The following is a 12,551-nucleotide window of genomic DNA, read 5'->3' on the forward strand; positions in this document are numbered from 1 at the left end:
CCATGAGCCGCATCGAGATCAGACTTGCCTGCGAGGACGACGCCGCGCGCGTTGCGCCGCTGTTTGACGCCTATCGCCAGTTCTACGCGCAGCCGGCCGATCCGGCGGCCGCGCTGGCCTTCGTGCAGGCGCGGTTGGCGCGCAAGGAGTCGGTGATCCTGCTGGCCGAGGACGCCGACGGCGTCGCGCTGGGTTTCTGCCAGCTCTATCCGTCGTTCTGCTCGGTGATCGCCGCGCCCATCTACGTGCTGTACGACCTGTTCGTGGCGCCGCGGGCGCGCAAGAGCGGCGCCGGCCGCGCCTTGCTGCGGCAGGCCGAGGCGCATGCCCGCGCCGGCGGCTACGCCCGCATGGATCTGACCACCGCCAGGACCAACCTGCCGGCGCAGGCCCTGTACGAATCCCTGGGCTGGGAACAGGATCAGGTGTTCCTCACCTACAACCGCCATCTGGCGGCGCAGGCGGAGTAGGGCCGGCCTTGCCGGCCATGGGGCGCGCGCCTTACCAGACGCGATACACGCGGCCGGTCTGCGCGCCTTCGACGCTGCGGCTGTAGGCCAGCGCCACGCGTTGGGCGGGCGCGGCCTCGAAGCCCAGGAAGTAGGGGCCGTAGCCTTCCCACGATTCCTGCAGCACGGTCGGGCTGACCGAGTTGATGCGTGCGCCTTGCAGTTCCACCGCCGCGCCGCGCACGAAACCATCGATCGCCGAGTTGACGGCCGAGGCGTTGGCGCCGAAGCGGATCGGCTCGTCGCTGACGATGCCGCTGGTCAGCGTGATCGAGCCGCCCTGGTTCAGGTAGTGCTGGCCGATCAGCGCCAGGTCGACCTGGCCCAGCAGCTTGTCGTGCAGGCCGATCTTGAACTGTTCGGCGGTCATCTCGGCCAACGGGCCGAAGTGCAGCGCGCCGGCGGTGGAGACGATGGCGTCGACCTTGCCGATGCGTTCGAACAGGCCGCGGATGCTGTCGCTGCGCGTGATGTCGACCTGGTACTGGCCCTGGGTCTTGCCGACGGCGACGATCTCGTGGCGCTGGCCCAGTTCGTGGGCGACGGCGCGGCCGATGGTGCCGCTGGCGCCGATAAGTGCGATTTTCATGGGAACTCCTGGATTTGATGTGGGGCGCGGCATGGACGCCAGCGCATGAAGGCATTCTGCGATGTCCATTCCTGTGGAAAAATCCGGGAATGGTTGGAACACTTCATACCCAGGGTGCGTAATTCATGGATCGTCTGCTCAGCATGGAGATCTTCGTGGCGGTGGTCGAGTTGGGCAGCCTGACGGCGGCGGCCACGCGCCACGAGATGTCCGCGGCCATGGCGGCCAAGCACATCAAGGGCCTGGAGGCGCGGCTGGGACTGCGGCTGATGAACCGCACCACGCGGCGCCAGAGCCTGACCGAGGCGGGCCAGGCGTACTACGCGCGCTGCAAGGAGATCCTGGCCGACATCCGCGACGCGGAGCAGGGCGCCGAGGCGCTGCGGGTGGCGCCGCGCGGCAATCTGCGGATCACGTCGACGGTGTCGTTCGGGTCGTTCGCCTTGGCGCCGGCGATCGCCGACTACCTGGATCGTTATCCGGACGTCAGCGTCGAGCTGGCCTTGAGCGATGCGGTCGAGGATCTGGTGGCGTCGCGCTACGACCTGGCGGTGCGCATCGGCGAGCCGCGCGATTCCGGCCTGGTGGCGCGCGCCATCGGCCGCTACCAGATGATCATTTGCGCCGCGCCGGCCTACCTGGCGCGCCATGGCACGCCCGAGACGCCGGCCGATCTGGCGCGGCACCAGTGCCTGGATTTCTCGTACTGGAGCCGCCGCACCGGCTGGCGGCTGGCCGATGGCGAGGGCGCGCAGGCCGACTATCCGCCGACCAGCCGCTTCGTCTCGAACAACGGCCAGGCGCTCAGGCAGGCGGCGCTGGCCGGCTTCGGCATCGTGCTGCAGCCCGAGCTGCTGCTTGCCGACGACGTGCGCGCCGGCAAGCTGACGCCGATCCTGCAACCGTACTGGCCGGACGCGCGGCCGGTCTCGCTGCTGTACCCGAAGGACAGGCAGGCGTTGCCCAAGCTCACGACGTTCGTGGAATTCGTCGTGGCGCGGTTCACGGGGAAGGGCGGGCGGCGCTGAGCGGCTTCAGCCGCGTCGTCGGTCCACCGCCGTCAGGCACAGGCCGGTCTTGAGGAGCTGGTAGACCTGGCCGCCGAGCCAGGCGACTTTTTCGCCCGAGCTGGTGCGGCAGACGCAATGCGCCTTGGGGTCGAAGCGGGAAGTGCCGAGCGCGGAGTAGGCGTCGGGATCCGACACGAAGCGTTCGATGCGATACAACGTGCCGTCGGGGGCCGTGGCCAGTACGTCAGTCAAGCGTCTTGCGGTTCCGAGCATTTCAGGTACCTCCCCATGCGCGGCCATTCTTACGCGGCGCCAAAGTTGCTCGAACATCTCCATCGGTCAGGCCAATGCGGCCTGCGTCAATGGAAATGCCCTCCTAACGATGAATCATCGAGCTGGTCGGGCGTGACACCCAGCGCGGCCGAGATGCGGTCCAGAATGATCTGGCGCGGTCGCGGACGCGGCCTTTCCAACTCGATGTAGATGGAATGATCCACTCCCAGGCGGGCAGCCATGTCAGCGGTGCTGATGTTCAGGTGCTCGCGCCAGGCGCGTATCAGGCTCCAATCGTTGCCGGTTTTTAGTCTAGCTACAGCTGATGGTACGACGTTTTGCCGCACTGCATGCGATTCGCTCGCCGCAGCGGGACGGCAGGCATCGCGCACGGTGTTGCGGGCCTTGGCGTGCTTGCGTGCCTCGGCCGTGGGCGGCGCGGCGCCGGGCTCGGCGGTGAAGATGATCCCACCGTTGACCTGGCGGTACAGATTGTCGCCGATCCAGGCCAGGGCTTCACCATTGTCGAGCATGCATTCGCAATCCAGGTGGTAGTTGCTGGGAATGCTCTCGAGTTTGGCAATGGTTTCCGTGGTCGTGGCGTGTCGCACCACGCGGTGTAGCACACCGTCGGGCGAGCGCACGAACACGTCGGGAAGTCTCCAGGAAAACGGAATGATGATCTCCATGCCTGCAATGGTTCGCTACCACTGTATCCCTCTGCGTGCGCGATGGAATTTGGGGTTTCCCCTGCATCGCGGACGTTTGTCCATGGTAGTCCCGATCCACTCAAAACATCTTCACAAATCTTCACGCGGCAGCCGGCTTTGGGCGGGCGCCGGGCCCGCAAAATGGCGGATTCGACGCCAGGGTTGTCGTGATGTCTTCTGTTGGTACGGACGCCTTGCAGGGCGGGCCGGCGGCGCCGCGCGGCCGCGCGCTGGCGTGGTGGGCGGCGGTGCTGTCGTGCGTCCTGCATGGGCTGGCCGCCTGCCTGTTGTGGCGGGTCGCGAGCGAACGCGAAGCGCCGCCGGCACCGGCATCGATCCGCCAGGACGATTTCTTCGTGGAACTGCTGCCGCCCGAGGCCGCGCCGCAGCCCGCCGCGCCATCGGCCAGGTCCGCGGTGGCGTCGCCGACCGCGCCGTCTGCGCCGATATCCTCCGAGTCCGCCAAGCCGTCTTCGCCCGCGTTGCCGAAGTCGTCCACGGCGCCTGCGTCCGAGCCTGCGAAGCCGGCCATGCCGCGACAGGCGCCGCCAGCCAGGACGCCAGCGGCCCAGGCGCCGGCGCTATCGCCTCCGCCGCCCGCCGCCGCTGGCGCCGCGCCGCCGCGTGATTTCCGCTGGCGCGGTGAGGACGCGGCGGCGCAAGGCCTGCCGCGCGCGCGGGGCGAAGCGAAGGTGGACCTGGCGCCCAGGACGCCGGCGGAACCGTCGGCGCTGGCCAAGGGCATCGCGCGGAGTGCGCGGCCGCGCTGCCGCGACGCGCATGCCGATCTGGGGCTGCTGGCGCTGCCGTTCCTGCTGGCCGACACGGTGCGTGACGACGGCTGCAAGTGGTGAGGGGGCGTGCCGCGCGCCGACGCTTGAACGATGCGGTCAGAAGCCGGCCGCGGCCAGCAATCGCGGCATGACGTCGGCGGCCGCGCCGCGCAGATTGAAGTCGGCGTGCGCGTCGAGCGGCGTGGGCGCCGGGTTGACCTGCACCACGGTCGCGCCGGCCCGCGCGGCGCGCAGCGGCAGCTCGGCCGCCGGATACACCAGCGCCGAGGTGCCGATGCTGAAGAACAGCTCGCAATCATCGGATGCCTGCTGCGCCGCGCGCCAGGCGCCGGACGGCAGGCTTTCGCCGAACCAGACCACGCCCGGCCGTATCGGCGCGCCGCATTCGACGCAGGCGGGCGGCGTGATCGCGCACTCTTCGGCGGGCGTGTCGCGGCCGTCGTCCAGGGCGCGCGGCGTGAAGCCGGCGGCGTGTCCGCACGCGCTGCAGCGCGGCGCGTGCAGGCTGCCATGCAGGTGGATCACGGCGTCGCTGCCGGCGCGTTCGTGTAGGTTGTCGACGTTCTGGGTGACCAGGGTCAGCGCGGGGATGCGCCGCGCCAGCGTCGCGATGGCGCGGTGCGCCGCGTTCGGCTCGGCGCGCGCGACCTGCGCGCGGCGCCATTCATACCAGCCCCAGACCAGGTCCGGCTGGGCCGCGAAGGCCTCCGGCGTGGCCAGGGCGCGGGCGTCGAAGCGCGCCCACAATCCGGTGAGCGGATCACGGAAGGTGGCGATGCCGCTTTCGGCGGACACGCCGGCGCCGGTGAAGACGGTCACGCGCCGGGCGCGCGCCAGCTGGTCGGCGAGCGCGGGCGCAATGGTGGGAATATCGGTGGGCATGCGGGGAAGGCGGTGAAGGACGGGTTCGATACGCTGCACGCGCGGCCCCGCGGCTGTCAAGCGCGGCACGACGCTCGGGCCGGGGCATTGCGGCGCGCATCCCAAATGATGGATACTGGATAGTCAAATTGGGATGTTCAATGGCATGGCCCGAGCGGGCCGCGCCCGATCCGGAGAAATGCAATGCCCGAAGCCACCGCCGGCCTGGACCGGCTGCGCCATTTCATTGCCACCGCGACCCGCCTGGCCACGCCCGACGGGCTGGCGCAGTCGCCCGAACTGCAGGCCGCGTTCGCCGCGCTGATCGCGCATGACGACTGGCTGCCCGAGGCCTGTACCGCGCCGCATCCCCAGTACTACCAGCAATACCTGCTGCATTGCGATCCGCTCGAGCGCTTCTCGATCGTCAGCTTCGTATGGGGCCCGGGCCAGCAGACGCCGGTGCACGATCACGAGGTCTGGGGCTACGTCGGCATGCTGCGCGGCGCCGAGGTGAACCAGCGCTACACCCGCGGCGCCGACGGCCGGCTGGCGCCGTGGGGCGAGCCGGAGACCCTGCATCCCGGCGACGTCGAGCGCCTGTCGCCGCAGGAAGGCGATATCCACCGCGTCTCGAATGCCTTCGAGGACAAGGTCTCGATCAGCGTGCACATGTACGGCGGCAACATCGGCGCCGTGTCGCGCCATGTCTACGACCCGGCCACGGGCCAGGCCAAGCCGTTCGTGTCGGGCTATTCGGCGCCCAGCGTGCCCAACCTGTGGGACCGTTCGGCGGCGGTGCGCGCGGCCTTGCCGGCCCCGGGCCACTGAGGCCTGTTCGCCGGGCGCGGCCCGTGCTATGTTCGCGTCCTAAATATTGGGAAAACCAAAAAAATGGACAAGACACTGCTCAAGGGGTTGATGGTGTTGGAGGCGGTCACGGACGTGGACAATCCGCCCCGCACCATCGATGCGCTGGCCGCCCGCGTCGGGCTGACGCGCAGCAATACCCATCGCACCCTGCAAACGCTGATCCACGCCGGCTACGTCGTGCGCGACGAGGACGGCGGCGGCTATCGCGGCGCGGTGCGCCTGTTCGAGCTGGCCGCGCGCCAGCTCGGGCAGCTCGACCTGCGCCGGCTGGCCGCGCCGTTCATGCGCACGCTGGCCGACCAGACCGGCGAGACCGTGCACCTGTCGGTGCTGGACGGCTTTGACGTGGTCTACGTCGACAAGATCGACAGCCCGCAACCGATCCGCGCCTATTCGATGGTGGGCGGCCGCGCGCCGGCCTACGCGGTGGCCACCGGCAAGGCGCTGCTGGCCTATCAGGCCGAAGGCTACGTCGAGCGCTACGCCGACCGGCTGGCGCGGCATACGCCGGCCACGCTGGTGTCGATGCCGCTGCTCAAGGAAGAACTGCGCAAGGTGGCGCGCACCGGCTACGCGGTCAATCGCGGCGAATGGCGCGAGGGCGTGGGCGGTTTGGCGGTGGCGCTGTTCAACAGCCTGGACCAGCCGGTGGCGGCCATCGGCATCTCCGGCCCGCTCGATCGCCTGAGCGCGGCCCGCATGAAACAGCTGGCGCCGGACGTGGCCGCCTGTGCCCAGACCTTGTCGCAGGGCATGGGTTACCGCCGCGGGTTTCTCGGCCAATAACGGGGCCGGCCGAGCAGGGCTTGTGCTCTCATGAATCCTAAATCATGGGATTCGAGTTTCAATTAATGGTTTACCGAGGATTGCGCCCGGTGCTATGCTGGCCCGCGGCCTGGCGCCGCGTTTTCGCTTCGGGCAAAGACCGCGGCAGGCGACACGATGCCACGGCAGCGCGCGCGGCCTCGGATTCTTTTCTTCATTCCAAATACTGAATTGGCATAACGAGAGGTCGACCATGACATCTGGTTCGGCATTGGCCGGCATCACCGTGCTCGAGATCTGCAACGTCGCCGCGGGGCCGTTCTGCGGCATGCTGCTGGCCGACATGGGCGCGGACGTGATCAAGCTGGAGAACCCGGAGGGCGGCGACACGCTGCGCAGCTGGCCGCCGCTGAGCCAGGGCTACAGCGAGAACTTCGCCTCGCTCAACCGCAACAAGCGCTCGGTCACGCTGAACCTGAAGGATCCGGCCGACCTGGCGCTGGCGCGCGAACTGGCCGCCAGCGTCGATGTGCTGATCGAGAACAACCGGCCCGGGGTGATGGACCGCCTGGGGCTGGGTTACGCGGCCCTGCGCGAGGTCAATCCGCGCCTGGTGTACTGCTCGATCTCGGCCTATGGCCAATCCGGCCCGCGCGCCCAGGAAGGCGGCTTCGATCTGACCATCCAGGCCATGAGCGGCCTGATGAGCGTCACCGGCGAGGCCGGCGGCGAGCCGGTCAAGTGCGGCGTGCCGGTGGCGGACTTCTCGGCCGGGCTGTATGGCGCCTTCGCCATCGCCTCGGCGCTGCGCGCCGCGCAGGCCAGCGGCCAGGGCACGCACATCGACGTGCCGATGCTGGGCGCCACGCTCGGCATCGCGGCGCTGCAGACCTCGGAGTTCTTCGGCAGCGGGCGCGATCCGGTCAAGCTGGGTTCGGCCCACCCGCGCAACGCGCCGTACCAGGCGTTCCGCTGCAAGGACGGCTATTTCGGCATGGCGGCCGGCAACAACGCGTTGTGGAAGGGCGTGTGCGTGACAGTGGGCCGCGAGGACCTGCTGGCGGACCCGCGCTTTACCGACACTAGCGCGCGCGCCCGCAACCAGGACGCGCTGCGCGAGATCCTGGAAGCGATCTTTGCGGCCGACGACGCGCCCGCCTGGCTGGCGCGGTTCCGCGCGGCCGGCGTGCCGTGCGCGCCCATCAACACCTATTCCGAAGTGCTGGCGGACCCGCAGGTCGAGCACATGGGCTGGGTGCAGCCGCTGGAGCTGCCCAACGGCGTGGCCACGCGCACCTTCGGCCTGCCGGTGCGCTTCGACGGCCAGACCACCGCGCTGCGGCGTCCGCCGCCCGCGCTGGGCCAGCACAACGACGAGGTGCTGGGACCGCTGCGCGACAAGGGGCGGCGCGCATGAGCGCGACGCTGCAGATCGAGCGGCGCGGCGCCGCGCAGGTGCTGACGCTGGCGCGTCCGGACAAGATGAACGCGCTGTCGGCCGAGCTGGTCGAGGCGCTGATCGCGGCGGTGGACGCGGCGCCGGCCCAGGGCGCCGAGGTCATCGTGCTGCGCGGCGCGGGCCGCAACTTCAGCGCCGGCTTCGATTTCGGCGAGCTGGACGCGCAGAGCGAGGGCGACCTGCTGCTGCGCTTCGTGCGCATCGAGACCCTGCTGCAACGCGTGGCGGCCTCGCCCTGCCTGACGGTGGGGCTGGCGCATGGCCGCAATTTCGGCGCTGGTGTCGATCTGTTCGGCGCCTGCAAGTGGCGCGTCAGCGCGCCGGACGCGAGCTTTCGCATGCCGGGCCTGAAGTTCGGGCTGGTGCTGGGCACGCGCCGCTTCGCCGCGCTGGTCGGCGCCGAGCGAGCCCGCGCCATCCTGGAACAGGCCAGCACGTTCGGCGCGGCCGAGGCCTATCGCGACGGCTTCGTCAGCCACGTGACGGCGCCGGAAGCCTGGCCCGAGATCGAACGGCAGGCCGTGGAGGCCGCCGCCGCGTTGACCGGCGCGGCCCGCGCGCAGCTGTATGCGGCCCTGTCGGCCGAGCAGCCCGACACCGACCTGGCGCGGCTGGTGCGCTCGGCCGCCGAGCCCGGCCTGAGGGCGCGGGTGGCGGCCTACCTGCAGGCGCGCTGACGCCGCCGGCCCGGCCGGCGCGACGATAAGCACATCGAGGAGGCAGCATGGGTTCGGGATTCAATCAGACAGACAAGCAGCGCTCGCTGGCCGAGCTGGCGGCGCTGGTGCCGGACGGCGCGTCGATCGCCCTGGGCGGCAGTTTCCTGCACCGGGGGCCGTTCGCCTTCGTGCGCGAACTGATCCGGCAGGGGCGGCGCGACCTGGAACTGGTCAAGCAGTCGCCCGGCTATGACGTCGACATCCTGTGCCGCGCCGGCGCGCTGCGGCGCGTGCGTGCCGGCATCGTGGCGATGGAAGGCAATTTCGGCCTGGCGCCGTGGTATCGCAAGGCCATCGAGCGCGGCGAGGTCGAGCTTGAAGAGCATGCCTGCGCCAGCCTGACGGCGGGGTTGCGGGCCGCCGCCTACGGCGTGCCGTTCCAGCCTTGCGGCGGGCTGCATGGCAGCGCCCTGCCGGTGCTGAACGGCTGGCACTGCCTGGACGACCCCTACGGCAGCGGCGAGCGCACCTGGGTGATTCCGGCGGTGCGGCCGGACTTCGCCGTGATCCAGGCCTCGGAAGTGGACGCGCGCGGCAATGTGCGGGTGCATGGCACGGCGCATTGGGACCGCATCATGTCGCGCGCCGCCGGCAGCGTGCTGGTGGTGGCCGAGAAGCGGGTGGACAGCGCCGTGTTCGAGGCGCAGCCCGAGGCCACGCTGGTGCCGTACTTCATGGTGCAGGCTTTCACGGTGCTGCCGCGCTCGGCCTGGCCCGGCTCCTGCTGGCCGGACTACGCCATCGACTATCCGGCGGTGGAGGCCTACATGGACAAGCAGGGCGACCTGGCGGCCCACCTGGCCGCGGCGCCCGAAGCGAAAGCGGGAGCGGCGCATGGCTGAGCAATGGTCGGGGTTTTCATACATCGTCACCAACCTGGCGCGTTTCATCCGGCCCGACGAGATCACCTTCAGCGGCGTGAACTCTACCCTGCCGATGCTGGCCTGCCTGCTGGCCAAGCGCGCCTATGACTGGGACTACGTCTACATCAACGTGGCCGGCGGGGTCGATCCGCGGCCCTCGCACATTCCGCTGTCCAGCTCCGATCCGGTGCTGGCCGAGCATTCGGCGTCGATCTTCGCCAACGAGGATTTCTACGACCTGTGCACGCGCGGCCGCATGGACCTGGCGTTCCTGGGGGCGGCGCAGATCGACGGCGCGGGCCGCGCCAACAACTCCTGCATCGGCGACTGGCATGCGCCCAAGGTGCGGCTGCCGGGCGGTGGCGGCGGGGCGGTGATGACGCCGACGGCGCGGCGCTGCTGCACCTGGCGCACCGAGCATTCGCGCCGCGTGTTCGTCGAGCAGCTGGATTTCGTCACGTCCGGCGGCGGCTTCGCGGGGGTGGCGACGCCGATCGCGGTGTTCATCAAGCGCGATGGCCGCCTGGCGTTGCAGTCGTGGCATCCCGAGTCCAGCCTGGCGCAAGTGCGCGAGCGCACCGGGTTCGACTTCGATGCCGACGGGGCGGGGCCGACGCCCTGGCCGACCGAGGCCGAGCGGCGCGCCTTGCGCGCGCTGGATGAAGATGGGCAGTTCGAGCGCGACGCGGCGGTGACGCTGCGCTAGCGCTCGCCGGGCGCGTCAGCGGCCGGCGCCGCCACGCAGGCGTGCCAGTTCGGCGGACAGTTCGGCGACCAGCGCCTGGGCGCGCGCCAGGGGATCGTGGCCGGCGGCGGATTCGAGCGGCGCCGCCGGGGCCGCGGGCGGCGCGGGTTCGCGCAGGCGCGGTTGCACGCTTTCGTGGCCGACGCTGACGTCCACGTCGAACACCAGCTGTTCGGCACGGTGCCAGGTGCTGAACCACTCCAGCGGCCGGCCGTGCTGGTCCATGCCCTGGCCTTCCAGCATCAGCAGGGGCGTGCCGGCGGCGGTCTGCAGCAGCCCGGCGAGCGCCGCGTCGGCGGCGACCGCGCGGATCTGGTTGCGGCCAGCGCCCGGATGCAGGCCGAAGCGCCGGGTCAGCACGCCGTGCAGCGAGGCGTCGGCCAGGTCGTCGGCGCGCAGGCCGGGCACCGCCGCGGCGGGCAGCCAGGTGCGCACATAGGCCAGCGGCGCGTCGGCCACGTGGCGCAGCCGTTCCAGCAGCAACAGGTCGGCGCTGCCGAAGAACTCGGCGACCGCGGCGGGCGGTTCGGCCGGCGCCAGGCCCAGCACGCGGGTCTTGAGCGCCACGCCGGATTGGGCGAATTGTTCGTACAGCCCGGTGGAGCGCTGCACCAGCCGGCGATGCTCGCGCGGCGCGGCCACCACCGCCGGACGGCCGGCCTCGCGCTGGATCAGCCCTTCCGTCGCCAGCGCCGACAGCGCCTGCCGCACCACGCTGCGCGCCACGCCGAAGCGTTCGCACAAGGCGGCCTCGCTGGGCAGCAGCGCGCCGGCGCCGAGTTTGCGGGTCCGGATATAACCGCGCAGCAGCGCCGCCACCTGGGCGTGCAGCGGCACGTCGCCGGAACGATCCAGCGCGGGCAAATCTTCAGCGTTGGCGGGCGCCATGCAATCAACCTCCTGTTTGGGCCCGCGCAGTTTCCCATACATGCGTCCAGCCCGGGGCCAGATGCGCGGCGCGCTCGGCGGCCAGGATCAGACTGTCTTCGCGGGCGATGCCCTGGCCCGCGATGTCGAACGCGGTGCCGTGATCGACGGACACGCGCACCACCGGCAGGCCGACGGTGATGTTAACGCCGTCATCGCCATAGACGGCCTTGAAGGGCGCGTGGCCCTGGTCGTGGTAACAGGCGATCACGAACTGCCACTTGCCGCGCACGGCCTGCGGGAACAGCGCGTCGGCCGGGATCGGGCCGGCGGCCAGGATGCCGGCGGCGTTGGCCTCGGCCACGGCGGGCGCCAGGATGTCGGCGTCTTCGGTGCCGAAGATGCCGTTCTCGCCGGCGTGCGGGTTCAGGCCCGACACCGCCACCGGACGGTCGCCGCGGCCCAGGGCCTTGGCGAACGAGCCGGCCAGGCGCAGCACCGCTCGCATGCGCGCCGGCGTCAGGTCTTCGATGGCCTGGCGCAGCGACACGTGGGTGGTGGCGTGGAAGATGTAGAGATCGCCGGCGGACAGCACCAGCGAGAAGGTCTTGACGCCGAATTCATGCGCCAGCAGTTCGGTGTGGCCGGGCCACTTGTGGCCGGCGGCGTGCATGGCGGCCTTGTTCAGCGGGGCGGTGACGATGCCGTCGACCTCGCCGGCGCGCGCCAGGGCGCAGGCGGTGGTGACGAAGCGCACCGAGCCGTCGCCGGCGGCGGCGCTGATCTCGCCCAGCTTGACGTCGGCCAGCGACGGGCCGGCCTGCAGCACCTCGATGGTGCCGGGGGTGTTGGTGGCGTCGGCGGGGCGCTCGACGCGGCGCACGATGGCGGGATCGCCGCCCAGGCCGCGCACGGCGTTGACCATCACGTCGACGTCGCCGATCACGACCAGGCGCGCCTTCTGGCGCAGTTCGTCATGGCCCATCAGCATCTTGGCCGTGATTTCCGGCCCGATGCCGGCCACGTCGCCGAGGGTGACCGCCAGCAGGGGCAGCTTGGGGGCGGGGGTTTGTGTCATCGCTTGAATCTCCTGTCGCGGATCGCGCGCACGGCGCGAACCAGTACGTCTTCGGTGCCAAAGCCGCCGGCCTTGGTCACCACGGGCAGGCCGTCGGCCGTGCCCCCGGTCAGCGTGCCCAGGGGCACGCCGCCCATTACTTCATCCACCAGGGCGATGCCGCCGGCGCCCAGCGCCAGCAGCACCTGGCGGGCGCCGTCGCCGCCGGTGGCCACCACGCCCGCGGCGCGGGTGGCGCCGATGGCCTGCGCGGCCAGCGAGCCCAGGCGTTGCGCCACGGTGTCGGCATCGAGTCCCGCGAGCTGGCCTTCGGGGGCCAGCAGCAACAGGGGGGCGGCATCGGCCGCGCCGTCCCGCGCATGGCCCCGCAGCAGCGGTTCGCTCCAGGCGCGCCAGGCGGCGTCATCGGCCAGGTCCGTCAGCGCCGGCGCCCAGG

The 12,551-nt window shown here is 70.8% G+C and carries 16 protein-coding genes; 9 read left to right on the plus strand and 7 right to left on the minus strand.

The genetic code is table 11. The annotated features are described in order from the left end of the window. The first annotated feature begins 2 nt into the window (after nt 1-2). The gene (locus H0523_RS25020) at nt 3-470 is read left to right on the plus strand and encodes a GNAT family N-acetyltransferase (RefSeq protein WP_054431492.1); all 468 of its coding nucleotides are present in this window, start codon (nt 3-5) and stop codon (nt 468-470) included. A 31-nt stretch (nt 471-501) separates the two neighbouring features. Here H0523_RS25020 and H0523_RS25025 read toward each other — a convergent pair whose 3' ends face one another. After that, nucleotides 502-1,098: a short chain dehydrogenase gene (locus tag H0523_RS25025; RefSeq protein WP_054431491.1), complete on the minus strand. Its 597-nt coding sequence runs from the start codon at nt 1,096-1,098 to the stop codon at nt 502-504. A gap of 125 nt (nt 1,099-1,223) precedes the next feature. Here H0523_RS25025 and H0523_RS25030 point away from each other — a divergent pair, with 125 nt between their 5' ends. Next, entirely contained in the window at nt 1,224-2,126 is a 903-nt protein-coding gene (locus tag H0523_RS25030) for a LysR family transcriptional regulator (protein WP_054431490.1), read from the plus strand. Between the two features lie 6 nt (nt 2,127-2,132). On the opposite strand, the gene H0523_RS25035 is transcribed toward H0523_RS25030, so the two are convergent. Beyond that, nucleotides 2,133-2,360 carry a hypothetical protein gene (locus tag H0523_RS25035; RefSeq protein WP_006390337.1) on the minus strand — a complete coding sequence of 76 codons (228 nt, stop codon included), beginning with the start codon at nt 2,358-2,360 and terminating at the stop codon, nt 2,133-2,135. 107 nt (nt 2,361-2,467) lie between these two features. Next, entirely contained in the window at nt 2,468-3,070 is a 603-nt protein-coding gene (locus H0523_RS25040) for a helix-turn-helix domain-containing protein (RefSeq protein WP_054431489.1), read from the minus strand. Nucleotides 3,071-3,261: 191 nt separating this feature from the next. On the opposite strand from H0523_RS25040, the gene H0523_RS25045 reads away from it, so the two are divergent. Further along, nucleotides 3,262-3,945 (plus strand): hypothetical protein, encoded by a 684-nt coding sequence (locus tag H0523_RS25045; RefSeq protein ID WP_180180183.1) that lies wholly within the window; start codon nt 3,262-3,264, stop codon nt 3,943-3,945. Nucleotides 3,946-3,981: 36 nt separating this feature from the next. Here the strand turns inward: H0523_RS25045 and H0523_RS25050 are convergent, their stop codons facing one another. Beyond that, complete coding sequence (locus H0523_RS25050; protein ID WP_054431487.1) at nt 3,982-4,767, minus strand: SIR2 family NAD-dependent protein deacylase; 786 nt, start codon at nt 4,765-4,767, stop codon at nt 3,982-3,984. A 183-nt stretch (nt 4,768-4,950) separates the two neighbouring features. Here H0523_RS25050 and H0523_RS25055 point away from each other — a divergent pair, with 183 nt between their 5' ends. The 6 genes from H0523_RS25055 (at nt 4,951) to H0523_RS25080 (ending at nt 10,131) form a co-directional block, all read left to right on the plus strand. Continuing rightward, nucleotides 4,951-5,577, plus strand: a complete 627-nt coding sequence (locus tag H0523_RS25055; RefSeq protein ID WP_054431486.1) for a cysteine dioxygenase family protein — start codon at nt 4,951-4,953, stop codon at nt 5,575-5,577. A gap of 63 nt (nt 5,578-5,640) precedes the next feature. Next, a complete protein-coding gene (locus H0523_RS25060; protein WP_054431485.1) occupies nt 5,641-6,405 on the plus strand; it encodes an IclR family transcriptional regulator in 765 nt (254 codons plus the stop codon). A 232-nt stretch (nt 6,406-6,637) separates the two neighbouring features. Beyond that, the gene (locus tag H0523_RS25065; RefSeq protein WP_054431484.1) at nt 6,638-7,801 is read left to right on the plus strand and encodes a CaiB/BaiF CoA transferase family protein; all 1,164 of its coding nucleotides are present in this window, start codon (nt 6,638-6,640) and stop codon (nt 7,799-7,801) included. Further along, nucleotides 7,798-8,520: an enoyl-CoA hydratase/isomerase family protein gene (locus H0523_RS25070; protein WP_054431483.1), complete on the plus strand. Its 723-nt coding sequence runs from the start codon at nt 7,798-7,800 to the stop codon at nt 8,518-8,520. Before H0523_RS25065 ends, H0523_RS25070 begins: the two co-directional genes overlap by 4 nt. Before the next feature lie 47 nt (nt 8,521-8,567). After that, on the plus strand, nt 8,568-9,404 hold the full coding sequence (locus H0523_RS25075) for a CoA transferase subunit A (protein ID WP_054431482.1): 837 nt from the start codon (nt 8,568-8,570) through the stop codon (nt 9,402-9,404). Then, entirely contained in the window at nt 9,397-10,131 is a 735-nt protein-coding gene (locus H0523_RS25080) for a CoA-transferase subunit beta (protein ID WP_054431481.1), read from the plus strand. The genes H0523_RS25075 and H0523_RS25080 overlap by 8 nt, the downstream gene beginning before the upstream one ends. 15 nt (nt 10,132-10,146) lie before the next feature. Here the strand turns inward: H0523_RS25080 and H0523_RS25085 are convergent, their stop codons facing one another. The 3 genes from H0523_RS25085 to H0523_RS25095 all read right to left on the minus strand — a co-directional run. After that, entirely contained in the window at nt 10,147-11,058 is a 912-nt protein-coding gene (locus tag H0523_RS25085) for a GntR family transcriptional regulator (protein ID WP_054431480.1), read from the minus strand. A gap of 4 nt (nt 11,059-11,062) precedes the next feature. After that, nucleotides 11,063-12,115, minus strand: coding sequence for a 4-hydroxythreonine-4-phosphate dehydrogenase PdxA (gene pdxA / locus H0523_RS25090; protein WP_006390323.1), 1,053 nt, complete (start codon nt 12,113-12,115; stop codon nt 11,063-11,065). Then, the coding region (locus tag H0523_RS25095) for a nucleotide-binding domain containing protein (protein ID WP_306670214.1) at nt 12,112-12,551 on the minus strand (440 nt) is incomplete at its 5' end. The genes pdxA and H0523_RS25095, both read right to left, overlap by 4 nt.

Origin of the sequence: Achromobacter insuavis (genome assembly GCF_902859645.1) — a bacterium.
Lineage (GTDB): Bacteria > Pseudomonadota > Gammaproteobacteria > Burkholderiales > Burkholderiaceae_B > Achromobacter > Achromobacter insuavis.

Bases quoted from the DNA above. Each gene is read 5' to 3' on its own strand.
- H0523_RS25060 (WP_054431485.1), top strand. From the start codon at position 5,641: ATGGACAAGACACTGCTCAAGGGGTTGATGGTGTTGGAGGCGGTCACG.
- H0523_RS25075 (WP_054431482.1), top strand. From the start codon at position 8,568: ATGGGTTCGGGATTCAATCAGACAGACAAGCAGCGCTCGCTGGCCGAG.
- H0523_RS25085 (WP_054431480.1), bottom strand. From the start codon at position 11,058: ATGGCGCCCGCCAACGCTGAAGATTTGCCCGCGCTGGATCGTTCCGGC.
- H0523_RS25080 (WP_054431481.1), top strand. From the start codon at position 9,397: ATGGCTGAGCAATGGTCGGGGTTTTCATACATCGTCACCAACCTGGCG.
- pdxA (WP_006390323.1), bottom strand. From the start codon at position 12,115: ATGACACAAACCCCCGCCCCCAAGCTGCCCCTGCTGGCGGTCACCCTC.
- H0523_RS25050 (WP_054431487.1), bottom strand. From the start codon at position 4,767: ATGCCCACCGATATTCCCACCATTGCGCCCGCGCTCGCCGACCAGCTG.
- H0523_RS25045 (WP_180180183.1), top strand. From the start codon at position 3,262: ATGTCTTCTGTTGGTACGGACGCCTTGCAGGGCGGGCCGGCGGCGCCG.
- H0523_RS25040 (WP_054431489.1), bottom strand. From the start codon at position 3,070: ATGGAGATCATCATTCCGTTTTCCTGGAGACTTCCCGACGTGTTCGTG.
- H0523_RS25030 (WP_054431490.1), top strand. From the start codon at position 1,224: ATGGATCGTCTGCTCAGCATGGAGATCTTCGTGGCGGTGGTCGAGTTG.
- H0523_RS25020 (WP_054431492.1), top strand. From the start codon at position 3: ATGAGCCGCATCGAGATCAGACTTGCCTGCGAGGACGACGCCGCGCGC.
- H0523_RS25070 (WP_054431483.1), top strand. From the start codon at position 7,798: ATGAGCGCGACGCTGCAGATCGAGCGGCGCGGCGCCGCGCAGGTGCTG.
- H0523_RS25055 (WP_054431486.1), top strand. From the start codon at position 4,951: ATGCCCGAAGCCACCGCCGGCCTGGACCGGCTGCGCCATTTCATTGCC.
- H0523_RS25025 (WP_054431491.1), bottom strand. From the start codon at position 1,098: ATGAAAATCGCACTTATCGGCGCCAGCGGCACCATCGGCCGCGCCGTC.
- H0523_RS25065 (WP_054431484.1), top strand. From the start codon at position 6,638: ATGACATCTGGTTCGGCATTGGCCGGCATCACCGTGCTCGAGATCTGC.